This is a genomic window from Anaerotruncus colihominis (assembly GCF_010206195.1).
Classification (GTDB): domain Bacteria; phylum Bacillota; class Clostridia; order Oscillospirales; family Ruminococcaceae; genus Anaerotruncus; species Anaerotruncus colihominis_A.
Genome location: NZ_VIQT01000002.1, coordinates 13,571 through 38,566, shown reverse-complemented (window position 1 = coordinate 38,566; position 24,996 = coordinate 13,571). Strand labels below are relative to the sequence as shown.

Sequence of the window (24,996 nt, the reverse complement as noted above, 5' to 3'; positions counted from 1 at the left end):
ATCAGCGTTCCTCCCTGAAATACGGGTTGCCAAGGGCAGCCGGAGGCTGATTTTCACGCCGCTTGCCCTGGACGATCAACACAAGCGCGACGATTGTCATAAGATATGGGATCATGTCGAGAAGCTGCGCCGAGACGCGAAGTTCAAATCCAAAGAGGCTGAGGCTCGCGTTTTGCAGCTTGAATCCGACACCTCGCAGCGCGCCGAAAAAGTACGCGCCGAAAATGGCCTTGGCCGGGTTCCAGGTGGAAAAGATGACAAGCGCGACGGCGATCCAGCCGATGCCGGCGGTGATATTCTCCTGCCAGCGCGGTACGAACACAACCGACAGGTATGCGCCGCCCATGCCGCAGAGAAAGCCGCCCGCCACAATGTTAAGATATTTGACAAGCGTGACGTTGACCCCGCAGGCGTCGGCCGCGCCGGGATTTTCACCGACGGCGCGCGTCGAAAGGCCCGCGTAGGTGCGCGTCAGATAGATATATAGAAGCACTGCGAGCACCGGCGCGATCTGCACATAGACGCTCTGCTGGAAAAACATTTCGCCAAGCACCGGGATTTTTGAAAGCCCCGGCACATTGTAGGCGGAAAAGGCCCGCAGGATCGAATCAGGCAGCGCCAGACCGGCCAGTGGTTTGCCGAGCGTGCCGGACAGGCCCGTCCCAAAGATAGTCAGCGCCAGCCCCGTGACGGTGTGGTTGCCGCGCAGCGTCACGGTGATGACCGCATAGATCAGCGCGCCGAACGCGCCCGCCAGCCCTGCGACGGCGATCGTCAGAAAGGGGTTGCCTGTGTGCAGCGCCGTCATGAAGCCGAACACAGCGCCCATCAGCATCATGCCCTCAACGCCAAGGTTGATATTTCCGGATTTCTCGCACAGGATGCCGCCGAGCGTGCCGAACAGGATCGGCGTGCCCATCTGGACGGCGACCTGTAAAAACAGGGATGCCTGTGTCAGTCCGCTCATTTGACCGCCTCCTTTTCAGAGCTTTGTGTGCGCACCAGACGGTAGTTTAAGAAAAATTCGCTGCCCAAAACGAAGAACAGGATGACGCCCTGTAAAATATCCGCCACGGCGGACGGCACCTGAAGCGCCGTCTGGATATAGGCGCTGCCCTGGAGCAGCGCAGCGAACAGCAGCGACACCACAACGACCGCCGGAGCCGACAGGCGCGCCAGCCACGCCGTGATGACGGCTGTGAAGCCAAGCCCCGCGGAGAGCTGGTCGGTCAGCGATTTTTCAATCGCTGAAGCCTGCATGAAGCCGGCCGCGCCGCACAGCCCGCCGCCGATCATCACGGCTGCGGCCGTGACGCCCGCCACGGAAATGCCTGCGTAACGGGCTGTCGTTTCACTTTCTCCGATAACAGAAATTTCATATCCGAGTTTTGTTTTGGCCAGCAGAATATGGACGGTCAGCGCCAGCACAAGCACAATGATCCAGCCGATGTGGACGCCGAACAGCTTGGGAAGCACGGCGGCGTCGGCAAATTTGGGCATTTTGGCAAAGCCGCCCGCGCTCGGGTCCTTCCACGGGCCGTACTGAAGATACGTGATGAATTTCGTCGCCACATAGTTGAGCATCAATGTGACGAGAATTTCACTCGTGCGGAATTTTGATTTGAGAACCGCTGGAATAAGCGCCCACAGCCCGCCGCCGATCAAGGAGGCGATCAACATCAGCGGCAGAAGCGCCCCGGCCGGCAGCGTTTTGAAGTGATAGGCCGTCCAGGTGGCGAACAGCGCGCCCAGATAAAACTGTCCCTCCGCGCCAATATTCCAAAATTTCATCTTAAAGCATACGGCCACGCCGAGCGAAAGCGTCGTCAGCGGGATGGCCTTGACAATGGTCTGACGGATACGGTGCGCCGTGCCGGTGGAACCGACGATGATATTGGAAAAAACGGCGACAGGGTTATAGCCGAGCGCCGCCATAATCAGCGAGGCGCAGACAAGCGCGGCAAAAACAGCCGCCAGACGTGTGACGATGTCGCGCCGGCGCGACGGGTCCGGACGCCGTACAATGCGGATCACGCGACCACCTCCCCAGGTTTATGGCCGAGCATCATCAGCCCGATATCCTCTTTGGTGACCTGCGCCGGATCAACGATGCCCATAACCGCGCCGCCGTGGATAACCATAACACGGTCGCACAGCTCCATCAGTACATCGAGATCCTCGCCGATGAACAGGATGCCGACGCCCTTTTCCTTCTGTTTGTTCAGCGCGTCATAGATGAAATAGGAAGCTCCGATATCAAGCCCGCGCACAGGATAGGCGGTCACGAGCAGCGTTGGGTTCAGATCGATTTCACGTCCGAGCAGCACCTTTTGGATATTGCCGCCCGACAGCTTTTTAACGATATGGCCGACCGACGGCGTGTCGATCGAATAATCCTGCACAATGCGTTCGGCGTCCCGCCGGCCGGTGGCGCGGTCGATAAACGGCGTTTTGCCGCGCCGGAAGGTTTTGAGCATCACGTTCTCAACGATATCCATACCCGCGACAAGCCCCATGCCGAGGCGGTCCTCCGGGATAAAGCTCATCTGAATGCCGCGTTTGATGATTTCAGCCGGCGACTTGCCTAGAATCGATTCGCCCTGGAATACGATCTCGCCTGCAAAGGCGCGCTGCATACCGGCGATGATCTCGCACAGTTCCTTCTGGCCGCTGCCGGCGATACCGGCCACGCCGAGGATTTCGCCGCCCGAGAGCGTAAAGCTCATGCCGTCGAGCGTCTTGACGCCGCCCGGCCCGCGCGCCGAAAGGCCGCGCACCTCCAGGAGCGGACGTTTCAGCTCTTCGGGGACGGCGGGGCGTGCGATCTTGAGCGAGACGGGCCGCCCGACCATCAGCTCGGTCAACGAGCGCGCGTCGGCGTCCCTCGTCTCGACTGTGCCGGCCGACTCGCCGCGGCGCAGCACGGTCACACGGTCGCTGATCTCAAGCACTTCGCCCAGCTTATGGGTGATGATGATGACGGAGCAGCCCTCCGCTTTCATGCCGCGCAGGATCTCAAAGAGGCTTTTTGTCTCCTGCGGCGTGAGCACCGCCGTCGGCTCGTCGAGGATCAGCACATTTGCGCCGTGATAAAGGGCCTTGAGGATTTCAACCGTCTGCTTTTCTCCGACCGACATATTGTAAACCTTGCGCTCCGGGTCGACCGACAGGCCGTAGCGGGCGCCAAGCTCTTTCATCCGCGCGGCGAGCGCGCGCTTATTCACAAACAGCCCGCCGCGCGCGCCGAGCGCGAGGTTTTCGGCGGCGGTCATCACGTCGACAAGCTTGAAATGCTGGTGCACCATGCCGATGCCGGCTTCAATCGCATCGCGCGGCGAGGCGAAGCGCCGCTCGCGTCCGTCCACCCGGATATGGCCGCTGTCCGGCGCATAGATGCCGGAGAGCATATTGACAAGCGTGCTCTTGCCCGAACCGTTTTCGCCGAGCAGCGCATGTATTTCACCGCGGCTGACGCTTAGACAGACGTTGTGGTTGGCGCGGACGCTGCCGAACGATTTGCAGATATCGGTCAGCTGGATATAGGGCGCGCTATCCATGTTGAAAACCTCCTTATTTTGCTGATGGCAGGCCGCCCGAAAATGCGAATGGGCGGGAGAGGGAAAAGAAGGGGCGGGGCCATGCCCCGCCCCTTCGGTGGAACGGAAATGTTTACGCGGCGGGGACGGTGCCGACGATGTTGTCAACAAACCAGTCGAACGCAAGCAGCTCGGCGTCGGTCATTTCGGAGCCGGCGGGCACGCGCTCGGCGCCCGTGTTGTCGTTGATCGGGCCGGCGAAGATCTTCAGCTCACCGGATTCAATCTTGGCGTGCGCTTCGTCGATTTTCTCCTGCGTGCCCTCGGCGCAATTGGCGGAAAGCTCGTCAATGTAGACAATACCGTCCTTCATATCGCCCCAATAGTTCTGCGAGGTCCAGGCGCCGTCGATGATCTTCTGCGCCTCGGCGGTATAATAGGAACCCCAATCCCACAGCGGAGCGGTCAAGTACGCCTGCGGCGCGACATTGTAGGTGGCCGCGTTGTAGCCGATGGCGAACGCGCCCTTTTCCTGGGCGGCGACCTGCGGAGCGGTCGTATCAACGTGCTGGCCGATCACATCGCAGCCGGAGTTGAGCAGGTCGATCGCAACGTTTTTCTCACCGGCGGGATCGTACCAGGAGTTGGTGAATTTGACCTCAACAGTCGCGTCCGGATTGACGGATTTGACGCCCAGCGCAAACGCGTTCGCGCCGCGCACAACCTCGGCGGTCGGCATGGCGGCGACATAGCCGATCTTGTTCGATTCGGTTTTAAGGCCGGCAGCGATGCCGGTCAGATAGCGGATCTGATACATACGGCCAAAATAGGCGGTCATGTTTTCGCCATAACGGAATCCCGAGCAATGTTCAAAGATCACATCGGGATACTCCTTGGCAACCTCCATCACCCAGTCCTGATGGCCGAAGCTCGTCGCAAAGATGACATTGCAGCCCTGGTCGATCAGATTGCGCACCTGATCGGCGCATTCGGATTCCTCCGGGACGTTTTCAACGATCAGCGTCTGCCCTTCAGCCAGGCCGAGCGTCTCGGCCATCTTGGCGCGGCCCTGGTCATGCGCATAGGAGTAGCCTTCGTCGCCGACCGGACCGACATAGAGAAATCCGATCTTCAAATCTTCCTTTGCAATCGCCGGGAAGGTTTTCGTACCGACCTTTGCGGCCCAATCGTCGGCCGGAGCGGCTTCGGAAGCGGCGGCCGGGGCAGAGGCAGCAGGCGCGGAAGCGCCGTCGGCGGTGGAAGCGGCCGGCTCGGAGCCGCCGCAAGCGGCGGCGCAGGCCGCCATCGCCCCAGCAAGCAGCAGGGCAAGGATCCTTTTGCTCAGTTTCATTTTTTCTCCTCCAATTTCAACATTCCCCGCTTACAGTACGGGTTCTTATTCCAAAACGCAGGCGCGCCCGCTGTGCAGCGGGCGCGGCCGCGTGGAAAACACACGGGGTCAGGTCATGAAAGAAAGTCAGTCGCGGAAAACGATCCCGCCGGTTTTGTCGTCCATGCTCTCCACAATGGCGAGCGATTCGACGCGCACGCCGCGCCCGCGGACGAGCGCGCCGCCCTCCTGGAAGCCCTTTTCAATCACAATGCCCGCGCCGACGAGCGTTGCGCCGGAGTCTTCGACAAGCTTGCAAAGCCCCTCGAGCGCGCTGCCCTTTGCGAGAAAATCGTCGATCAGCAGGACGCGGTCGTCCGGCAGCAGGAATTTTTTTGAAACGATGATGTCGTAAACACGCCCGTGCGTGAAGGATTCCACGCGCGAGGTAAATACCTCGCCGTCGATGTTTTTCGACTGCGACTTTTTGGCGAACACAACCGGGACGTTAAAAAACTGCGCCGTTACAGCCGCAATCCCGATGCCGGAGGCCTCGATGGTCAGAATTTTTGTCACGCCGCAGTCGCCGAACAGACGCTTAAACTCCTGTCCGATCTCACAAAAGAGGGAAATATCCATCTGATGGTTGAGGAAGCTGTCAACCTTGAGCACATTGCCGGGTTTGACGTGTCCGTCCGCGCGGATGCGTTGTTTCAAAAGCTCCATTTCCGTCGATCCTCCAAATTGCGTTCTTATCCCAGAAAACGGGGAAACGTATACATTCAGTTTACAGGAAATTTACAGATTGTTCAATGGGGCAAAAAGTGCAGAAAAAGAATACACAGGTTACGACGGTTTTAGCAAGTTTTACAAATTTCGACCTAAAAAATGATAAGTATTACTTAAAAATGTGCAGAAATTTGCCCGTTCGGGATACAGGTTTGTATTGCATGGGAGCCGCAAAGCGTGTAAAATAAAACCGTAAAAAGCAGATATGTATAAGTACATACAGTATAAGGAGGATTGTGATGAACGAACAGATCAAGCAGATCGCAGGGCGCATCCGCGAACTGCGGGAGATTCTCGATGTAGCGGCCGTTGATCTGGCAAAGGGGCTGGACCTGCCGCCCGAGGAGTATGAGCGGTATGAAAATGCAGAGGACGATATTCCCATCGGCGTTATATATGGTGTTGCGGCGGCGCTCAACGTAGACCCGACGGTCCTTTTGACCGGCGAGGCGCCGCGCATGAACGATTACACAATCGTGCGCCAGGGGCGCGGCGTTTCGATCGAACGGTACAAGGGGTACCGGTTCAATTCGCTTGCCTTCAACTACATAGACCGCGACTTTGACCCGATGATCGTCGACCTGGAGCCGATGGAAAACCCGCCCGAGCTTGTGACGCATGCGGGACAGGAGTTTAACTATGTGATCAGCGGCACGGTGCAGCTTGTCATCGGCGGCCGTTCGTTTCTGCTGGAAGCCGGCGACAGCGCCTTTTTCGATCCGTCGACCCCGCACGGGCAGCGCGCCGTGGGAGGCCCGGTCCGTTTTCTGACCATCATCAACGAGTGAGAACCCGTTGTCAAAGCGGCTTATTTGCAATAAAGAAGGGTGTATATGATTGAAAAATTTCTGCCTCGTACGCAATTTGATTCGTACGAGGATTTTAAGGCGAATTACCGGTTGAATATTCCGGAGGACTTCAATTTCTCATACGATGTAATCGACGAGTGGGCGCGCCGGGACGCGCGCAAGCCCGCGCTCGTCTGGGTGGACGGCGGCGCGGGCGAGCGCCGGCTCGCCTTTTCGGAGCTGTCGGCGCTTTCGATGCAGGCGGCCAATTTCTTCACGGCGCACGGCGTAAAAAAGGGCGATTTTGTGCTGCTGGTGCTCAAGCAGCGCGTCGAGGCGTGGGTGTGCATGCTGGCGCTGCACCGCATCGGCGCGATCGTAATCCCCGCAACATACCAGCTTATGCCGCACGATATCGAATACCGCTGCAACAAGGCGGGCGTTAAAATGATCTGCTGCGTCGACGACGGCGAGCTGCTCGGGAACATCCGGCAGGTGCGCGCGGAATGTACGACGCTTCGGCACGTTGCGGTCGTCGGCGAAAAAATCCCCGCGGACTGCATCGATTTTCGCCGCGCCGTTGCGGATTACCCGATGGAGTTCCCGCGCCCCACGGGTGAAGCGGCGACGGACGTCCGCGACCTGATGCTTGGATATTTCACCTCCGGCACAACCGGGATGCCAAAGCTGATCGTTCACGATTACGCCTATCCGCTTGGCCACATCACGACGGCCAATTACTGGCATGAGGTGCGCGACGGCGGGCTGCATTTTGTTTCAGCCGACTCCGGATGGGCAAAATTCGGATGGGGCAAGATTTACGGCCAGTGGATCTGCGGCGCGGTCATCGTGGCGTATGACACCGAAGGGAAATTTGATCCGGTGCATATGCTCCAGACGATTGAACGCCTGCGCCCGGCGACGTTCTGCGCGCCGCCCACCGTGTACCGCTTTCTGATCAAGGAGGACCTGTCGAAATACGATCTGTCATCGCTGAAAAAGTGCACGATCGCCGGCGAGCCGCTCAACCCTGAGGTCTTTAACCGCTTTAAGGAGGCGACCGGCCTTGAATTGACGGAGGGCTTCGGCCAGTCGGAGACGACGGTCATCATCGCCAATTTCCCATGGTTTCCGATCAAGCCCGGTTCGACCGGGAAGTTTTCTCCGCTGTACGATTTGGACATTGTCGATGAGGACGGCAATTCCTGCGAGGACGGCATCGTCGGCACGATTGTGGTCAAAAATCTTGATAAGGGCCGGCCTGCCGGCCTGCTCGTTGAGTACCGCGGCGATCCGCAGGCGAACGCGGACGCTTTTTACAACAACATGTATTCGACCGGCGATACGGCCTGGCGCGACGGCGACGGGTATATCTGGTTTGTCGGGCGCAACGACGACGTCATCAAATGCTCCGGCTACCGCATTGGCCCGTTTGAGGTCGAATCGGCGCTGATGACACATCCGGCGGTGCTCGAGTGCGCCGTCACGGCCGCGCCCGATCCGGTCCGTGGCCAGGTGGTCAAGGCGACGGTCGTGCCCGCGCGCGGCGTCACGCCCTCCGACGCGCTTAAAAAGGAGCTGCAAAGCCATGTCAAGAAGGAGACGGCGCCGTATAAATACCCGCGCATCGTCGAATTTGTGGACGAGTTGCCCAAGACGATGAGCGGCAAGATCAAGCGCAAGCAGATCCGCATGGAGGACCACGAGAAGGCGGCGCAGTAGGGTGCGCTTTGGCCGCCGCGGCGCCCCCGGGCCTTTAAAACGGCCCGGCTGATGTGAAAAAACCGCGCCGGGGCCACCAAACCGGCGAAAGATGCTTGCATTTTGCGCGCGGGTATGCTACACTGGCATTATGGTAAGAATAGAAACGAGTGTGAAAGAGTGAGGTCAGCCTCACTCTTTCCTTTGCGTATGGAGGGATTTAGTGGCAAAGACCCAGGGGAAACGCCCGAATACAGCCGGCGTCTGCGAGGCGCTGGCCGCGCCGGTCGCACAGCGCATGGGGCTGTATCTGTGGGACGTGGCGTTTGAAAAGGAGGGCGCGGGGTGGTACCTGCGCTATTATATCGACCGTGAGGGCGGCGTCACGATCGAAGAGTGCGAGGCGTTCAGCCGCGAGGTGAGCGACCTGCTCGACGCGGCAGACCCGATCGACCAGAGCTATACGCTTGAGGTCGGCTCTCCAGGCGTGGAGCGAAAGCTCACGAAGGACTGGCATTTTCAAAAATATATCGGCGCGCAGGTGCATGTGCGCCTGATCCGGCCGGTCGAGGGCGAGCGCGATTTCATCGGCGCGCTCTCGTCGTATGAAAACGGCGTGGTCGCCGTGCTGCTCGACGACGAATTGGAGATGGCCTTTTCGCCCGGCGAGACGGCCTTTGTCCGCCTTTACGAGGAATTTTGACGCTGCGACGGCGTGCATTATATATTGATGGGGGAATCCGGAAAAATGAATACGAGCAATACCGAGTTTTTCGAGGCGCTTGCGCTGATGGAAAAGGAAAAGGGCATACCGCGCAGCCTGCTTGCCGAAAAGATCGCCACGGCGATCGGCAACGCCATCCGCCGCGACATGGGCGCTTCGGAGGACAGCGTCGTCGATATCAACCCGGATACAGGACGCTTTTATGTCGCGATGCGCAAGACGGTTGTAGACGACCTGCTCGACCCCGCGCAGGAGATCCTGCCGGAGGAGGCTGTTAAGTACGACAGCGGCGCCACGCTCGGCGACGTTGTCGAAATTCCGCTTGACACCAAGCAGTTTGGACGCATCGCCGCGCAGACGGCTAAACACGTCATCCGTCAGGGCATCCGCGAGGCCGAGCGCGGGCAGCTTTTCGCGGAGTTCTCTTCGCGCCAGCACGATATTGTGACAGCTACCGTGCTGCGCACCGATCAGGTCAAGGGCAACGTCACGCTGGAGCTTGGGAAAAGCGAGGCCGTGCTGCCAAAGGGCGAACAGGTGCCGGGCGAGGAATATGCCGACGGCGCGCGCGTCAAGGTCTATGTCGTCGACGTGGTCAACGGTGAAAAAGGACCGCGCATCATGATTTCCCGCACGCATCCGGGGCTGGTCAAGCGCCTGTTTGAGATGGAGGTTCCAGAGATTTTCGACGGCACGATCGAAGTCAAGTCGATTTCGCGCGAGGCCGGCTCGCGCACGAAAATCGCCGTTTGGAGCAACGACGAGAACGTCGACCCGGTCGGCGCGTGCATCGGCCCGAAAGGGCAGCGCGTCTCCGCCATTGTCGAGGAGCTTGGAGGCGAAAAGATCGACGTTGTGCGTTATTCGGCCGACCCGGCCGAATTCATCGCCGCGGCGCTGTCGCCGGCGGACGTCGTCTCTGTCGAGGTCGACCCGGACGGGGCCAAAAGCTGCCGCGTTTCAGTGCCGGATCACCAGCTTTCGCTGGCTATCGGCAACAAGGGGCAGAACGCGCGCCTGGCGGCAAAGCTGACGGGATGGAAAATCGATATCAAGCCGGAAAGCGGCTTTTACGGCGAATAAAGCGCCATGACGCGCGCGGGGAGCATCCCGCGCTTACGGGAGGAATCGCGATGCAGAAAAAACAGCCGGTGCGCATGTGCTCCGGATGCGCCGCCCACAGGCCAAAGAAAGAGCTTGTGCGCGTGGTGCGCACGCCCGAAGGGACGATTTTGCTCGATCCGGGCGGCAAGAAATCGGGACGCGGCGTTTATTTGTGTCCCGATGCCGCCTGCCTGAAAAAGGCGAGGAAGGCCCGGCGGCTGGAGCGTGCGCTCGACTGTGCGATTCCGGACGAGGTGTATGCGCGTCTGGAGCAGGAATTGGGGGAGACGCCGCATGAATGACAGGCTGTTTTCGGCAATTTCGCTCTGCCGCAAGGCACAGAGGCTTCGTATGGGCGCCGATGTGGTGCGCGACAACGTTTTGACCGGCGAGGCGAAGCTGGTGCTTCTCACAAGCGACATCGCCGAACGCTCCGCGCGCCATGCGCGCGGCGTATGCCAGCAGGCGCGCGTTCCGGTTTGCACGCTTCCCTACACGATGCAGGAGCTGGCCCCGGTGGCGGGCAAACCGTACGGCGTGTTCGCGGTCTGCGACCGCGGCTTCGCCGATATGATTTCGGGGCTTTTGCCCGGCAATACAGCGTAATCAACCGATATGGTCTTTATATAGAGAATCCAGCGTTCCAACTCCGCGGCGGCGCCTGTGGTTTGCGAACGTCACGGCGGCAGGCAGCCGCGAATGATCAGAGGAGGAATTCAACGAATGATCGAAAAGTACAGGTTGCACGAGGTCGCAAAGGACCTCGGCGTAGCGAGCAAGGAGGTCGCCGACCTGCTTGCAGAGCGCATTCCGGGCGAGCGCAAAAGCATGACTGCCCTCAATGAGCAGGAATTGAGCGTTGTGCTCAACCACTACACGAATCAAAACCAGGTGGAGAGCTTCGACGAATATTTCGCGGCCGGAGAGGCCAAGAAGCAGGCGGCCAAGGAATCTGCGCGAAAGACGGCGGAGGAATCCGCGCGCAAGGCTGCGCCGCCGCAGCCCCCGCAGGCGCAGCAGCCGGCCGCACAGCAGGGCGGGCAGGGCCGTCCGCAGCAAAACCAGCAGCGTCCGCAGCAGGGCCGTCCGCAGCAGGGCGGCCAGCAAAACGGCCGCGGCCAGGGCGGCCAGGGCCGGATGCAGCAAGGCGGCCAGCAGCGTCCGCAGCAGGGCCGTCCGCAGCAGGGCGGCCAGCAGAACAGCCGTGGTCAGGGCGGCCAGGGCCGGATGCAGCAAGGCGGCCAGCAGCGCCCACAGCAGGGACAGAGCCGCCCGCAGCAGAACCAGCAGCAGCGTCCGCAGCAGGGCGGCCAGCAGGCGTCGTCGGCGCAGCAGCCGGGAACAAAGCCGCGCCAGCGCGGGTCGGCGATGGTCGATATGCGCGCTGGTTCCACGCAGGTGGAGCTTGACCGTTACAATGAGAAATACGACACGCTCGCCCAGACAAAGATGGGCAACCGCGATACGGGCGCGCAGAAACAGAAGCTGACGCAGCGCAGCGCGCAGCGGCGCTCCGGAAAACCGGCCATGTCCCGCAAGGAGAAGGAAGACGCGAAGATGCGCCGGCTCGAGCTGGAGCGTCAGCGCCGCCAAAAGCTGGAAATCACCATCCCGGACGAGATCACCGTCGGAGAGCTGGCCGCGCGCCTGCATCTGACGGCCTCCGAGGTCATTAAGCGTCTGATGGGGCTTGGCGTCATGGCGGCTGTCAACGATGTGATCGATTACGATACGGCCGCGATGGTTTCCATGGAGATCGGCGCCAAGGTTGAAAAAGAGGTCGTCGTCACGATTGAAGACCGCCTGTTTAAGGTGGACGAGGAGGACAGCGAGGAAAATCTCGCCGAGCGTCCGCCGATTGTGGTTGTCATGGGCCACGTCGACCACGGAAAAACATCCCTGCTCGACGCCATCCGTCAGACAAACGTCACCGAGGGCGAGGCCGGCGGCATCACGCAGCATATCGGCGCGTATCAGGTCGAGGTCAACGGCCGTCCGGTCACATTCCTTGACACGCCCGGCCACGCCGCCTTTACAGCCATGCGTGCGCGCGGCGCGCAGGTCACAGATATCGCGGTGCTTGTCGTTGCGGCCGACGACGGCATCATGCCGCAGACCATCGAGGCGATCAACCACGCCAAGGCTGCGGGCGTTTCGATCATTGTCGCGATCAATAAGATGGATAAGCCGCACGCCAATCCCGACAAGGTCATGCAGGAGCTGACGGAATATGAGCTTGTGCCCGAGGAATGGGGCGGCGACGTGCCGTGCATCCCGGTTTCCGCCAAGACGCGCGAGGGCATTGAGGACCTGCTGGAGATGATCCAGCTTGTGGCCGATACGAACGAGCTGAAAGCCAACCCCGACCGCGCGGCGCGCGGAACAGTTGTCGAGGCAAAGCTTGACCGCGGCCGCGGCCCGGTTGCGACGATCCTCGTACAGACCGGTACGCTCAATGTGGGTGACGCGGTCATCGCGGGGACGACGTTTGGCCGTGTGCGCGTCATGCTCAACGACAAAGGCGAGCGCGTCGAGCACGCCGGTCCGTCCATGCCGGTTGAGATCACGGGCCTGGGCGATGTGCCGGCTGCGGGCGACGTGCTCAACGCCGTCGCCGACGAGCGCCTGGCCAAGGAGCTTGTCGACCAGCGCAAGCACGAGCAGAAGCAGGAGCAGTTCAGCTCCTATGAAAAGGTGACGCTTGACAACCTGTTCAGCCATATCTCACAGGGCGATGTCAAGGAGCTGCCGGTCATCGTCAAGGCCGATGTGCAGGGTTCGGTCGAGGCGGTGCGCCAGTCGCTTGAGAAGCTCTCGAACGACGAAGTGCGCGTCAAGGTCATCCATGGCGCGGTCGGCGCGATCTCGGAGAGCGACGTCATGCTTGCCGACGCCTCCAATGCGATTATTGTCGGCTTCAATGTGCGTCCAGACCCCGTCGCCAAGGAGAACGCGGAGCGCGACGGTGTGGAGATGCGTCTCTACCGCATTATTTACGACGCTATCAACGACGTTGAGACGGCTATGAAGGGGATGCTCGCGCCCAAGACGCGCGAGGTCGACCTTGGCCGTGCGGAGGTGCGCCAGGTCTACAAGATCACGGGCGTCGGCGCGGTTGCCGGCTGTTATGTGCTTGAGGGCAAGATCACCCGTTCGGCTGAGATCCGCGTTGTGCGCGACGGCATCATCATTGCCGACGACAAGCTTGCGTCGCTCAAGCGGTTCAAGGACGACGTGAAAGAGGTCGCTAAGGGTTATGAATGCGGCATGGGCCTTACAAAATTCAACGATATCAAGGAAGGCGACGTCTTCGAAGCGTATGAGATCGAGGAATATCGCGAATAATAATTGGACGGGGCTGCCCATGGGCGGGCGTCCGGTGTAAGCGCAATCAAAAGGAGAACATGTATGGCCACATTCAGGGCCTCCCGCACGGAGGAGGACATCCACAGGGAGCTTTGCGACATCATGCGCGGCCTGAAGGACCCGCGCGTTTCGGGACTGATTTCGATCGTCAAGCTGGATTTGGCGCGCGATTTGTCCCACTGTAAGGTCTATATCAGTTCGATGGACGGAATCGCGGCGGCAAAAAACGCCGCCGCGGGGCTGCGCAGCGCGCAGGGCTTTATCAAGCGTGAACTAAACGCGCGCTTGAAGCTGCGCAAGCTGCCGGAATTTTCGTTTATCGCGGACGATTCGATCGCTCACAGCGCGGACATCTCGCGTATTCTGGACGGTCTGCACACACAGGACTGGGAGCACTGACAAGGGGGGAACAGCATGGCGCAGGCGGTCAACGAACGGCAGGCGGCCGCGCTGCTCGCGCAGTCGGACCGGATTTTGATCCTTTGCCATCAAAAACCGGACGGGGATACGCTCGGCAGCGGCTTCGCGCTGCTCCACGCCCTTACGGCGATGGGCAAAACGGCGCGCATCGCCTGCCCGGACGGTTTTCCTCCGCGGTACTGCTTTCTCTATCCGGGCTTTGTGCCTGAAAAGCAGCCGGACTTTACGCCGTCGTGCATTGTCGCGGTCGACGTGGCCGACTTACAGCTGCTCGGCGCGTGGGCCGGCTCTTTGGCCGGCAGGGTTGACCTGTGCATCGACCACCACCCGTCGAATACGGGTTACGCTGCGCGGCTGCTGCTTGACGCGAAGGCGGCCGCTACGGTCGAAATTATTAACCGTGTGCTGGGGGAGCTTGGCACGCCGGTCGATTACCGCATCGCCGTTTGCATCTACACGGGGCTTGCGACCGACACGGGATGCTTTCGTTATTCCAATACGACGTCCGCCTCGCACCTGCTGGCCGCGCGGATGATGGAGTACGGCATCGACAGCTATCGCATCAACAAGCTGATGTTTGAGACAAAATCGCCGGCGCGCATGGAGCTTGAGCGTATGGTGATGGACACGCTCGAATACCACGAAAACAGGCGGATTGCGTTTATTGCCATGACGCTTGACGCCATCAAAAAAACCGGCGTGCCCGAGGAGGACATGGAGGGCATCGCCGCGATTCCGCGCCAGATTGAAGGCGTTGACGCGGCGGTGACGTTCCAGCAGAAGGGTCCCGAACGCTGGCGTGTTTCCATGCGCAGCAGCCAATATGTCGATTCATCGGCAGTCTGCGCGCGGCTCGGCGGCGGTGGCCATGCGCGCGCCGCGGGCTGCACGCTGGAGGGGACGCTTGAGGCGGCGAAGGCGCGCGTGCTCGGCGTGCTCAGGGGGTTTATGGGCGCGCAGGACAGCCCGCAGGCCGAAGGTTCCCAAGGGGGAAAGGATTTGGTCGTTTGACAGAGCAAGGCGGAATTTTATGTATTGACAAGCCGGAGGGCTTTACATCCTTTGACGTCGTCGCAAAGCTGCGCGGGATTGCGCGGGAGCGGCGCGTGGGCCACGCGGGGACGCTCGATCCGATGGCGACGGGCGTGCTCCCGCTTTTTTTCGGCCGCGCTACAAAGGCGTGCGATATCCTGCCGCAGCAGGACAAGCGGTATCTGGCGTCGTTTAAGCTCGGTGTGACGACGGACACGCAGGATATCACCGGCACGGTGCTCAGCGAACAGACGCCGGACGCCGACGAGGCGCGGGTGCGCGCGGCTGCGGCCGGCCTGGTCGGGGACATCATGCAGACGCCGCCGATGTATTCGGCGGTGCGCGTGAACGGACAGCGCCTTTATGAGCTGGCGCGCAGGGGCGTCGAGGTGGAGCGCGCCGCGCGCCCCGTGACGGTGTATTCGATTGATTTTACAGTGTGCGATGTACAGGCAAATGCCTTTACAATTGATGTGCATTGCTCCAAGGGGACGTACATCCGCACGCTGATCGCCGATATCGGCGCGGCGCTCGGCTGCGGCGCGGTGATGACCGCGCTGCGGCGTATAATGGCCGCGGGCTTTACACTGGCGGACTGCGTGACGATTGAACAGGCGCAGCAGGCCGCGCAGGACGGCGCGTTCGGTACGCTGCTGCGCCCGGTGGAGACGGCGTTCGGCGCGCTGCCCAGGGTGGTGCTTAACGAGAAGCAGACAAAGATGTTTTTAAACGGGGTGCGGCTCGATATGGAACGCGTCGCCTGTAAGCGGGCCGGTGATACATACGCCGTATATGCGCATAACCGCCGTTTTCTGGGCGTTGCGCGGGAACAGGGCGGCCTGCTCTGTATGCAAAAGCTGTTTACGCTGGAGGTGTAGGCCCTTTGGAGATATTTCACACGATCGCACAGGCCGCCGGCGTACCGGCGGCTGTTGCATGCGGCTATTTTGACGGGCTGCACATCGGCCACGCCGCGGTGATTGGCCGTGCTGTACAGCGTGCCAAAGAGGAGGGGCTTTGCGCGGGGGTATTCACCTTTACACGTGCCGGCGGCAGCCCCGAACGCAAGACCGGCGCAGGGGAGATCGTTACGGAAGCGGACAAATATGCGATTCTGGACGCATGGGGTGTGCAGCGTGTGCTCGCGCCCGATTTTTCACAATTCCACGACCTGGAGCCGGAGGCGTTTTTTGACGAGGTGCTTGTGCGCCGCATGGGCGCGCGCGCGGTCTGCTGCGGGGCCGATTTCCGGTTCGGACGCGCTGCCGCCGGCGACGCGGCGCTGCTCGGAAAGCTGTGCGCAGCGCGCGGCGTCGAGCTGGACATTGTACCGGAGGTGTTTTGCGGCGGCGCGCGTGTAAGCAGCACGCGCATCCGGGAGCTGCTCGCCGCCGGCGACGTTGGGCAGGCGGGGCGGCTGCTTGGGCGGGCGTTTGGCTATCGCCTGACTGTGGTGCATGGAAAACGGCTCGGCCGCACGATTGATTCGCCGACGATCAACCAGCGTTTCCCAAAATCGTTTGTGCGCCTGCGTTATGGCGTTTACGCGGCCGTTGCGGCTGTGGACGGCGTTCTACTGCCGGCTGTCGCAAATATCGGGCTGCGCCCGACTGTCGAACAGACGGACGCTGTGAATTCCGAGACGTATATTATTGGCTTTTCGGGCGATTTATACGGCCGGCAGATCGAGGTGCGCCTGCTGGAGTTTTTGCGCGACGAGCAAAAGTTTCCGTCGGTCGACGCGCTGCGCGCGCGCATCCAGGCGGACGCGCGCACGTCTGTGCCGATTGCCGGGGCGTATATTGAAAAAATAGGCAAATAAAGGCGTATGCGCCCTTTACTTTCTGGAAACACTATGGTATAATAAAAAATCGATATGGCCTTTTTCACGGAGGCAGGACCAAAACGCCTGTATCACAGGCCCAAAGCCCAGGCGCGTTGCCGTTGGGGAATTCACCCGCCTGCCCCTGAGATTAAGGACTGAATAAAGAAAGGTGATTGACATGATCCGAAAGGAAGAAAAACAGGAAATTATCCAGAATAATGCTCAGCATGAGGGCGACACCGGTTCGCCCGAGGTTCAGATCGCAATCCTGACAAAGCGCATCGCCGACCTGACTGAGCATCTCAAGACGCATAAGAAGGACCATCACAGCCGCCGCGGCTTGCTGCGCATGGTTGGTAAAAGAAGGAATATGCTCAACTACCTGGCCAAGAAGGACATCAACCGCTACCGCGATTTGATCGCCAAGCTCGGCCTGCGTAAGTAAGCTTTATCACAGGGAAGGCAGGCGGAGCAGTGGCCCGCCTGCCTTCCCGCGCATCACCCCCGCGCTTACGCGGGGGTGAAAAACGGAAACCGCTGGAATGCTTTTTAGCAGTTATCTGGACGCCTGGACGCACGGGCGCCGGGCGCCGAGATACTTGCTAAAAGACACGCGGCTTCCGTAAACTGAAATTGGTAAACGGAGGTACTGCAATGTTTGAAAACTACAAGGTCTATGAAATCGAATACGGCGGCAAAAAGATGACGTTTGAGACGGGTAAAATGTGCTGCCTGTCGAACGCGTCGGTGCTGGTGCGCTGGGGCGAGACGGTTGTGCTCGTCAATGTGACCGCCTCGGCCAAGCCGCGCGAAGGCATAGACTTTTTCCCGCTCTCCGTCGACTTCGAGGAGAAGCTTTATGCTGTCGGCAAGATCCCCGGCTCGTTCATCAAGCGCGAGTCGCGTCCGTCCGACAAGGCGATTTTGTCCTCGCGCCTCGTCGACCGGCCGATCCGTCCGCTGTTCCCGAAGGATATGCGCAACGACTGCTCGGTCGTTATGACCGTCATGTCGGTTGATCCCGACTGCCTGCCGGAGATCGCCGGCATGGTCGGCACCTCGTTCGCGCTGTCGATTTCCGACATCCCGTGGAATGGGCCGATCGCCGGCATCAATGTGGGACTCATCGACGGCGAGATCGTCGTCAGCCCGGACGCTGCCCAGCGTGCAAAGAGCGATTTGAACCTGACTGTGGCTGCCAACGAGGACGTTATCTGCATGATCGAGGCGGGCGCGAACGAGGTTTCCAACGATGTGATGCTCGACGCGATCATCAAGGGCCACGAGGAGATCAAGCGCATGGTTGCGTTCATCAAGGATGTTCAGGCCGAGATCGGCAAGCCCAAGTTCTCCTTCCAGTCGATGGAGGTCCCGCACGAGCTGTTCGATGCGATCAAGGACTTTGCGATCGATGATGTCAAGGCCGCGCTCGACACCGACAACAAAAATGTGCGTGACGAACGCCTGGCGCCGGTCGTCGAGCGCATCCATGAGAAGTTTGACGACGAGGAAAAGACGAACGCTGCGGTGATTGACGAAGCGATCTACAAGCTTCAAAAGTTCATTGTTCGCCGCTGGCTGCTCGATGAGCAGAAGCGTGTCGACGGGCGCAAGATGGACGAGATCCGTCCGCTGGCCGCACAGGTCGGCCTGTTGCCGCGTGTGCACGGTTCCGGTATGTTTACGCGCGGCCAGACACAGGTGTTGACCATTGCCACGCTTGGAACGGTCAGCGAAGCGCAGAAGCTCGACGGTATCGACGACCAGGAACAGAAGCGTTATATTCACCACTATAATTTCCCGTCTTACTCCGTCGGCGAGACGCGCCCGAGCCGCGGCCCGGGCCGCCGCGAGATCGGACATGGCGCGCTTGCGGAGCGCGCGCTTGAGCCGGTAATTCCGCCGGTCGAAGAATTCCCGTATACAATCCGCCTTGTTTCCGAGGTGCTTTCCTCAAACGGCTCGACGTCTCAGGGGTCGATCTGCGGTTCCACGCTGGCCCTGATGGACGCGGGCGTACCGATTAAACGCCCGGTCGCCGGCATTTCCTGCGGACTGATTACCGAGGACGACCGCTGGATGACCATGGTCGATATCCAGGGGCTTGAGGACTTTTTCGGTGACATGGACTTCAAGGTCGGCGGTACCGAAAAGGGCATCACCGCCATTCAGATGGATTTGAAGATTGTCGGCCTGACGTACGACATCATCCGCGAGGCGTTTGAAAAGACGTACAAGGCGCGCATGTATATCCTCAACGACATCATGCTGCCGGTCATCCCCGCGCCGCGCGAAGAGCTTTCCAAATACGCGCCGAAGATGAAGTCGATCAAGATCCATCCCGATAAGATCCGCGAGGTCATCGGTTCGGGCGGCAAGGTCATCCAGAAGATCTGCGCCGACTGCAATGTCAAAATCGATATCAACGACGATGGCGATGTGTTTGTCGCCGGTACCGATTCTGACGGCGTGCGCCGCGCGCTTTCGATTATTGAGACGATCGTCAACGATCCGGAGATTGGCGCGATCTATAAGGGCCGCGTCACGCGTCTGATGAACTTCGGCGCATTCGTTGAGCTTGCCCCGGGCAAGGAGGGCATGGTGCATATTTCCAAGCTTGATATGGGCCGCGTTGAAAAGGTCGAGGATGTTGTCGCCGTAGGCGACGAGGTCATTGTTAAGGTGACGGATATTGATCAGCAGGGCCGCATCAACCTCTCCCGCCGCGATGCGCTCATTGCGATGGAAGCGAAGAAAAACGCCGCGAAGCAGTAAGCCTTTACAGCTGGCCGCCATATCTAATAAAAGCAGGACGCCCGGTAACGAACGCTTCGTTATCGGGCGTTTGTCAAAATCCGGTGCAGGCGCGTGCGCTGCCGCCAGATTGCGTGGCAGAGGGCGCTTTAAATATACCGGGCGCACAGCGGCCTGTCTGGGAGCGCATTGCCTGGGCCGGGAATTGAATTTTCAGTAAACATATGATAAAATCGATTGTAGCAGGCCACATTATTTGGTATGATAAATGGTATCATGGCTGTGCATAGGAAAAGAAACGGTATGTTTGTAATATCGTGTCGAAAAAATACTATTTATAATTCCGGGGGTTGGTTTTTTCTTGGACAGTACAAGCGGCATATTATACCTGGTTCTGCTGGTATTGCTCGCATTTTCGGCATTTTTTTCGGCCAGCGAGACAGCGTATTCCTCACTCAACAAAATCCGCATGAAAAATTATGCCGATGCGGGCAACCGCAAGGCGCGCCGCGCGCTTCACGTGGCGGATGATTTCGACCGGCTGCTGTCAACCATTCTGGTCGGCAACAATGTGGTCAATATGGCCAGCGCCTCCATTGCGACAGTCGTTGCGACCGCGCTGTTCGGGGCCAGCGGCGCGGCGGTCGCGACGGTCGTCATGACAGTGCTTGTGCTGATCTTTGGGGAGATCCTTCCCAAGACGCTTGCCAAGGAAAACAGCGAAAACATTGCGATGGCCGCCGGCGGGCTGCTGTCGTTTCTGATCAAGCTGCTCAGTCCGATCGTATTCTTTTTTGTAAAGATCAAGGAGTTTGCGCTGCGCCTTGTCAAGGGACCCGAGGCGCAGCCCTCTGTCACGGAGGAGGAGCTGAAATACATTGTTGAGTCGATCGAACAGGAGGGCGTGCTTGAGGAACAGGAAAGCGATCTTGTACAGTCGGCCCTCGACTTTGACGAGATAACCGCCCAGGAGATCCTGACGCCGCGCGTCGACCTTGTGACGCTTGATGTCGAAGATTCCATCGACGAGGCGCTCAAGGTGGCGCTTGACGCGCACTATTCGCGCATCCCGGTTTACCGCGGAACCGTTGACAGCATCATCGGCGTCCTACAGGTGCGCGACCTGCTCAAGGCGGTCGTCACCGGACGCCAGACACGCCTGGGCCATTTGATTTCCGACTGCGTTTTTGTGCATAAGACGATGAAGATTTCCGCCCTGCTCGCTGAATTCAAGGCAAAGAAGCTGCATCTGGCCGTTGTGACCGACGACTATGGCGGCACGATGGGCATTGTTACAATGGAGGATGTGCTCGAGCAGCTTGTCGGCGACATCTGGGACGAGAGCGACGAGGTCCACCATGATTTTGTGCAGACGGGTCAAGACACATATCTGGTCAGCGGAGATATGAATGTGTTCTCCATGCTTGAGGAGCTTGAGGAGGACGACCGCGATTTCGACAGCGATTACAACACTGCCGGCGGCTGGGCGCTTGAGATGCTCGGGCACATTCCGTCGGCAGGCGAACAATATGCCTTCCGCGATCTGCGTGTGACGGTTGTCGCCGTCGAGGAGCAGCGTATCCTTTCGCTGCGTGTCGAGAAGCTTTCGCCGCCGGATGAAGCGGATGCCGGCAAGGACGCGGAAAAATAAGAACCGGCCGTTTAAGGCCGTTCGGGGGAGCAAGCAGAATGAGGGACTTTACAAATACCGGGCGCGTTGTCGTCAAGGTCGGGTCGTCGACGCTGACGCATGAAAGCGGCCTGCTTAATATCCGGCGTGTGGAACAGCTTGTCAAGGTGCTTGCCGACATCAAAAACAGCGGCAAGCAGGTTGTATTGGTCAGCTCGGGCGCGCAGGCTGTCGGCGTCGGCAAGCTCGGCCTGCATAAAAAGCCGGGCGATATGCCCGGCAAGCAGGCCGTTGCGGCTGTGGGGCAGTGCGAATTGATGTACATATACGATAAGTTGTTCGCTGAATATCACCATGTCACCGCGCAGATTCTTTTGACGCGCGACGTTGTGGACGACGCCGCGCGCAAACAGAACGCGCAGAATACGCTGTGCCGCCTGCTTGATATGGGCGCTTTGCCGATTGTCAATGAAAACGACTCTGTTTCCACAGAGGAGATTGAATTCGGCGACAACGATACACTGTCGGCGATGGTCGCGGCGCTTGCCGGCGCGGACCTGCTGGTGATTTTAAGCGATATCGACGGGCTTTATGACGACAATCCGCGTACAAATTCGAATGCGAATCTGCTGCACGAAGTTGCGCAGATCACGCCGGAGATTGAGGCGTACGCGGCCGGCGCGGGCAGCGCACGCGGTACGGGCGGCATGGTGACAAAAATCCATGCCGCACAGATCGCGGTACAAAACGGGATCGGTATGGTCATCATGAACGGCGCTTCGCCGAAAAAGCTGTATGATCTTTTTGAAGGCCGCGATGTTGGGACTTATTTTCCAGCATCACACAAATAAGCGGCGCCCCGGCGGCCGCTGTAAATGAATTTAAAAGGGGGCCTGGCTCATGAACAGCCTGCTGGAAACAGGCAAACGGGCGCGCGCCGCTTCACGCGTGCTTGGCTGTACAACAACAGCACAGAGAAATCATGCGTTGTATGCGATTGCGGACGCGCTTGATGCGCATTGCGCGGACATCCTCGCGGAGAATGAAAAGGACCTTGCGGCGGCGCGTGGCAATGGGATGACAGAATCGCTCCAAGACCGCCTGCGGCTTACAGAGGAACGCATAGCGTCCATCGCAGGAGCCGTGCGCTTCGTGGCCAAGCTTGACGACCCGGTTGGCCGTGTGCTCGGCGGGGGGAGCCGCCCGAACGGTCTTAAAATTGAAAAGGTGAGCGTTCCGCTCGGCGTAGTCGGTATGATCTATGAGGCGCGCCCGAACGTCACGGTCGATGCGGCGGCGCTCTGTCTCAAGTCGGCAAACGCATGTATTTTGCGCGGCGGCAAGGAGGCCATCTGCTCCAATATGGCGTTTGCCAGTCTGATGCGGGATGCAATCGAGACGGCGGGCCTGCCGCGCGACTGCGTACAGCTTGTGGAGGATACGACGCGCGCCTCCGCTGCCGATCTGATGACGCTCGACGGCTATCTCGACGCGCTGATCCCGCGCGGCGGCAAGGGGCTGATCCGCTCGGTCGTTGAAAACGCGAGCGTGCCTGTCATTGAGACGGGCGCGGGCAACTGTCATATTTATGTGGATGCTTCCGCTGATCTTGAAACGGCGGTGCGCATCTGCGATAACGCAAAGACTTCGCGCCCGTCCGTCTGCAACGCGGTTGAGACGGTGCTCGTCCATCGGGATATCGCGCCGGCGTTCCTGCCGCGCTTAAAGGCCGCGCTCGACGGCCACGCCGTCGAGCTGCGCGGCTGTGTGCGTACAGCCGCCCTGATCGGCGGCGTCGTGCCGGCGACCGAACTTGATTATGCGACGGAGTTTGACAACTATATCCTTGCGCTGCGCGTTGTGGACAGCCTGGATGAAGCAATCGAGCATATTCAGAAGTATACGACAGGCCATTCCGAAGCGATTTTGACAAACGATTATGCCAACGCGCAGGCATTTACCGCCCGTATTGATGCGGCAGCCGTCTATGTCAACGCGTCGACGCGCTTCACCGACGGAGGCGAATTCGGATTCGGCGCGGAGATCGGCATCTCGACACAGAAGCTTCATGCCCGCGGCCCGATGGGACTGACTGAATTGTGCTCCTGCAAATATATCGTGACCGGCAACGGTCAAATCCGCTGAATGCATTTGAAAGGAATCTGGCATGGATAAAAGAAAAAAGCTGCAAAAGGCAGCCATGCGTGAAATGCAGGAGGAAGTGCGTTTCCGGCGTCATAAATATGTGGCGCCGGTAGGGATCGTGTTCCTTCTGCTTGCGGTGGTGGGGCTTGTCACGGTGTGCGTGTTCTGCGTGCGGTTTACACAACGATTGCTTGACAACAGCGCGGAAAAAGTACGGTTTGAACAGGTCGTCACGCCTGTACTGATGCTCGACCCGGTTCCATTCGGCAGCGCCGCCGATGCGGACCCGTTGTTTTTGCTGCAATCGTCGCTGTGGAGCGCGCTGCTTGGCGACAAACGCGAAAGCTATCAGGCCAATGAGGACTCGCTCGGCCGCATCCCGGTGCCGGCTTCCGATGTGGATGTAGCGGCCGCGCGGCTTTATGGCGATGTCAAGTTGGAGCACCAGTCGTTTACGGTTAACTATGTCGACAACTATGTTTATGATGAGGACACAAAGACGTATTATGTCCAGGTGACAGGTCAGGTGGGGCTGTATACGCCGAATGTTGAGGAGATCGTCAAGAAGGGCGACCAATACACCCTGCTTATCGGCTACGTGCCGCCCAATGATGTTTGGCGGCAGAGCGCTACCGGTAAGACGGAGCGGCCGCAGTCCGATAAGTGGATGTATTACGATCTGGAGAAAACGGGCGACCACTATCAGATTCTCGCTATCCGGGATATCCCGGCTGAGCTGCGCAACAAGCTGCTTGAGCGCGACGGCCAGCCGATCCCGACGCAGATTGCAGGCAACACTGCACCTGCTGCATAACCAAAAGATCATCAAAAAACACCGCCGCGGCCCCGATGGGCCGCGGCGGTGTTTTTTGATCCAATGGCGTCCGCCTGCTGTGCCGTTCACCTGAACCTGTAAAGCATGGCGGAACCGATGATGCCCGCGTCGTTTTTATAGTGCGCAAGGGCGAGGGCGACCTTGCCGCGCGAATCGGCCATCAGAACACGGTCAAGCTCCTGGCCCAGAGGCTCCAGGAGGGCGCTGCCTTCGTTGCAGACGCCGCCGCCCAGAACAATGATCTGCGGGCCGTAGCAGTAGACAATGTTGGAAAGGCTGACGGCCAGATAGTGCAGATACCGCCGTATCACCTCCTGCGCGGCCGTGTCGGACTGACGCGCGGCCGTAAACGCTGTTTTTGCTGTGATCGCACCGTCATTATGCGCCAGCAGGGCCAGACGGGAATCCGGGTGTGAACAGACGGCGCGCGCCGTCTGTTCAATCAGGCCCGTCGCGGAAATATACCGTTCCATACAGCCGCTGCGGCCGCAGGGGCAGAGTTCGCCGTCGGTTTCAATGACGAGGTGCCCGATCTCCGGCGCGAGGTTGCTGTAGCCGACGAACACCTTTTTTTGAATGATGACGCCTGCCCCAACGCCGGTGCCAAGCGTGATTGTCACTGAGCTGGTATATGCCCTGGCTGCGCCCGATTCCGATTCCGCGATAGCGGCGCAATTGGCGTCGTTTTCCACATAGACGGGTATCTGCGGGAAATAGGCAGACAGCTCCTCGCCAATGCGCACATCATGAAATCCGAGATTGGCCGAATAGATAACAGCCGCGCGCGCACGGTCAATGAAGCCGGGCGTTCCGAAGCCGATGCTGTTGATATCAGAGAGCGGGACGGCCTGGCTGTCGCACAGCTGTTGACAGATGCCGGCGATCTCGCGGATAATTTCAGCCGCACCGCGTTCCGGGCATGTGGAACAGGCCGCACGCGCGGCAATTGTCCCATCTTCTGCGACAAGCCCCACCTTGATGGTGGTGCCGCCAAGGTCCACACCGAGGTTGAACATA

Annotated in this window: 23 protein-coding genes; 17 read left to right on the top strand and 6 right to left on the bottom strand. The window is 59.6% G+C overall.

What is annotated here, in order from left to right:
• Position 1 precedes the first annotated feature (1 nt).
• From FMM72_RS00305 to FMM72_RS00285, 5 genes are all read right to left on the bottom strand, one after another.
• The gene (locus FMM72_RS00305; RefSeq protein ID WP_160209371.1) at positions 2 to 967 is read right to left on the bottom strand and encodes an ABC transporter permease; all 966 of its coding nucleotides are present in this window, start codon (positions 965 to 967) and stop codon (positions 2 to 4) included.
• Entirely contained in the window at positions 964 to 2,034 is a 1,071-nt protein-coding gene (locus tag FMM72_RS00300; RefSeq protein ID WP_160209372.1) for an ABC transporter permease, read from the bottom strand. The genes FMM72_RS00305 and FMM72_RS00300 overlap by 4 nt, the downstream gene beginning before the upstream one ends.
• Positions 2,031 to 3,557 (bottom strand): ABC transporter ATP-binding protein, encoded by a 1,527-nt coding sequence (locus FMM72_RS00295; protein WP_160209373.1) that lies wholly within the window; start codon positions 3,555 to 3,557, stop codon positions 2,031 to 2,033. Before FMM72_RS00295 ends, FMM72_RS00300 begins: the two co-directional genes overlap by 4 nt.
• Positions 3,558 to 3,669: 112 nt before the next feature.
• Complete coding sequence (locus tag FMM72_RS00290; protein WP_162220186.1) at positions 3,670 to 4,887, bottom strand: BMP family ABC transporter substrate-binding protein; 1,218 nt, start codon at positions 4,885 to 4,887, stop codon at positions 3,670 to 3,672.
• Between the two features lie 126 nt (positions 4,888 to 5,013).
• Positions 5,014 to 5,592 carry a xanthine phosphoribosyltransferase gene (locus tag FMM72_RS00285; RefSeq protein ID WP_162220185.1) on the bottom strand — a complete coding sequence of 193 codons (579 nt, stop codon included), beginning with the start codon at positions 5,590 to 5,592 and terminating at the stop codon, positions 5,014 to 5,016.
• 302 nt (positions 5,593 to 5,894) lie between these two features.
• On the opposite strand from FMM72_RS00285, the gene FMM72_RS00280 reads away from it, so the two are divergent.
• From FMM72_RS00280 to FMM72_RS00200, 17 genes are all read left to right on the top strand, one after another.
• Complete coding sequence (locus FMM72_RS00280) at positions 5,895 to 6,443, top strand: helix-turn-helix domain-containing protein (RefSeq protein WP_162220184.1); 549 nt, start codon at positions 5,895 to 5,897, stop codon at positions 6,441 to 6,443.
• Positions 6,444 to 6,488: 45 nt separating this feature from the next.
• Entirely contained in the window at positions 6,489 to 8,165 is a 1,677-nt protein-coding gene (locus tag FMM72_RS00275; protein ID WP_160209377.1) for an AMP-binding protein, read from the top strand.
• 202 nt (positions 8,166 to 8,367) lie between these two features.
• The gene (rimP, locus tag FMM72_RS00270) at positions 8,368 to 8,847 is read left to right on the top strand and encodes a ribosome maturation factor RimP (RefSeq protein ID WP_160209378.1); all 480 of its coding nucleotides are present in this window, start codon (positions 8,368 to 8,370) and stop codon (positions 8,845 to 8,847) included.
• Positions 8,848 to 8,892: 45 nt separating this feature from the next.
• Positions 8,893 to 9,951: a transcription termination factor NusA gene (gene nusA / locus FMM72_RS00265; protein WP_160209379.1), complete on the top strand. Its 1,059-nt coding sequence runs from the start codon at positions 8,893 to 8,895 to the stop codon at positions 9,949 to 9,951.
• A gap of 50 nt (positions 9,952 to 10,001) precedes the next feature.
• On the top strand, positions 10,002 to 10,274 hold the full coding sequence (rnpM, locus tag FMM72_RS00260; protein WP_160209380.1) for an RNase P modulator RnpM: 273 nt from the start codon (positions 10,002 to 10,004) through the stop codon (positions 10,272 to 10,274).
• Entirely contained in the window at positions 10,267 to 10,578 is a 312-nt protein-coding gene (locus FMM72_RS00255; protein WP_160209381.1) for a L7Ae/L30e/S12e/Gadd45 family ribosomal protein, read from the top strand. The genes rnpM and FMM72_RS00255 overlap by 8 nt, the downstream gene beginning before the upstream one ends.
• 117 nt (positions 10,579 to 10,695) lie before the next feature.
• Positions 10,696 to 13,317 (top strand): translation initiation factor IF-2, encoded by a 2,622-nt coding sequence (gene infB, locus FMM72_RS00250; RefSeq protein WP_162220183.1) that lies wholly within the window; start codon positions 10,696 to 10,698, stop codon positions 13,315 to 13,317.
• A 63-nt stretch (positions 13,318 to 13,380) separates the two neighbouring features.
• Positions 13,381 to 13,737: a 30S ribosome-binding factor RbfA gene (gene rbfA, locus FMM72_RS00245; protein WP_160209383.1), complete on the top strand. Its 357-nt coding sequence runs from the start codon at positions 13,381 to 13,383 to the stop codon at positions 13,735 to 13,737.
• Between the two features lie 15 nt (positions 13,738 to 13,752).
• Positions 13,753 to 14,769: a DHH family phosphoesterase gene (locus FMM72_RS00240; protein WP_160209384.1), complete on the top strand. Its 1,017-nt coding sequence runs from the start codon at positions 13,753 to 13,755 to the stop codon at positions 14,767 to 14,769.
• The gene (truB, locus tag FMM72_RS00235) at positions 14,766 to 15,668 is read left to right on the top strand and encodes a tRNA pseudouridine(55) synthase TruB (protein ID WP_162220182.1); all 903 of its coding nucleotides are present in this window, start codon (positions 14,766 to 14,768) and stop codon (positions 15,666 to 15,668) included. The genes FMM72_RS00240 and truB overlap by 4 nt, the downstream gene beginning before the upstream one ends.
• Positions 15,669 to 15,673: 5 nt before the next feature.
• Positions 15,674 to 16,612, top strand: coding sequence for a riboflavin biosynthesis protein RibF (gene ribF / locus FMM72_RS00230; protein ID WP_162220181.1), 939 nt, complete (start codon positions 15,674 to 15,676; stop codon positions 16,610 to 16,612).
• A gap of 181 nt (positions 16,613 to 16,793) precedes the next feature.
• The gene (gene rpsO, locus FMM72_RS00225; RefSeq protein ID WP_006876881.1) at positions 16,794 to 17,060 is read left to right on the top strand and encodes a 30S ribosomal protein S15; all 267 of its coding nucleotides are present in this window, start codon (positions 16,794 to 16,796) and stop codon (positions 17,058 to 17,060) included.
• A gap of 209 nt (positions 17,061 to 17,269) precedes the next feature.
• Positions 17,270 to 19,390: a polyribonucleotide nucleotidyltransferase gene (locus FMM72_RS00220; protein WP_160209387.1), complete on the top strand. Its 2,121-nt coding sequence runs from the start codon at positions 17,270 to 17,272 to the stop codon at positions 19,388 to 19,390.
• A gap of 340 nt (positions 19,391 to 19,730) precedes the next feature.
• Positions 19,731 to 21,020 (top strand): hemolysin family protein, encoded by a 1,290-nt coding sequence (locus FMM72_RS00215; RefSeq protein WP_160209388.1) that lies wholly within the window; start codon positions 19,731 to 19,733, stop codon positions 21,018 to 21,020.
• Between the two features lie 38 nt (positions 21,021 to 21,058).
• Positions 21,059 to 21,850 (top strand): glutamate 5-kinase, encoded by a 792-nt coding sequence (proB, locus tag FMM72_RS00210; RefSeq protein ID WP_162220180.1) that lies wholly within the window; start codon positions 21,059 to 21,061, stop codon positions 21,848 to 21,850.
• 49 nt (positions 21,851 to 21,899) lie between these two features.
• A complete protein-coding gene (locus FMM72_RS00205) occupies positions 21,900 to 23,144 on the top strand; it encodes a glutamate-5-semialdehyde dehydrogenase (RefSeq protein WP_162220179.1) in 1,245 nt (414 codons plus the stop codon).
• Positions 23,145 to 23,166: 22 nt separating this feature from the next.
• Complete coding sequence (locus tag FMM72_RS00200) at positions 23,167 to 23,958, top strand: hypothetical protein (RefSeq protein WP_162220178.1); 792 nt, start codon at positions 23,167 to 23,169, stop codon at positions 23,956 to 23,958.
• An 86-nt stretch (positions 23,959 to 24,044) separates the two neighbouring features.
• Here the strand turns inward: FMM72_RS00200 and FMM72_RS00195 are convergent, their stop codons facing one another.
• Positions 24,045 to 24,995 carry an ROK family protein gene (locus FMM72_RS00195; RefSeq protein ID WP_162220177.1) on the bottom strand — a complete coding sequence of 317 codons (951 nt, stop codon included), beginning with the start codon at positions 24,993 to 24,995 and terminating at the stop codon, positions 24,045 to 24,047.
• Position 24,996 lies beyond the last annotated feature (1 nt).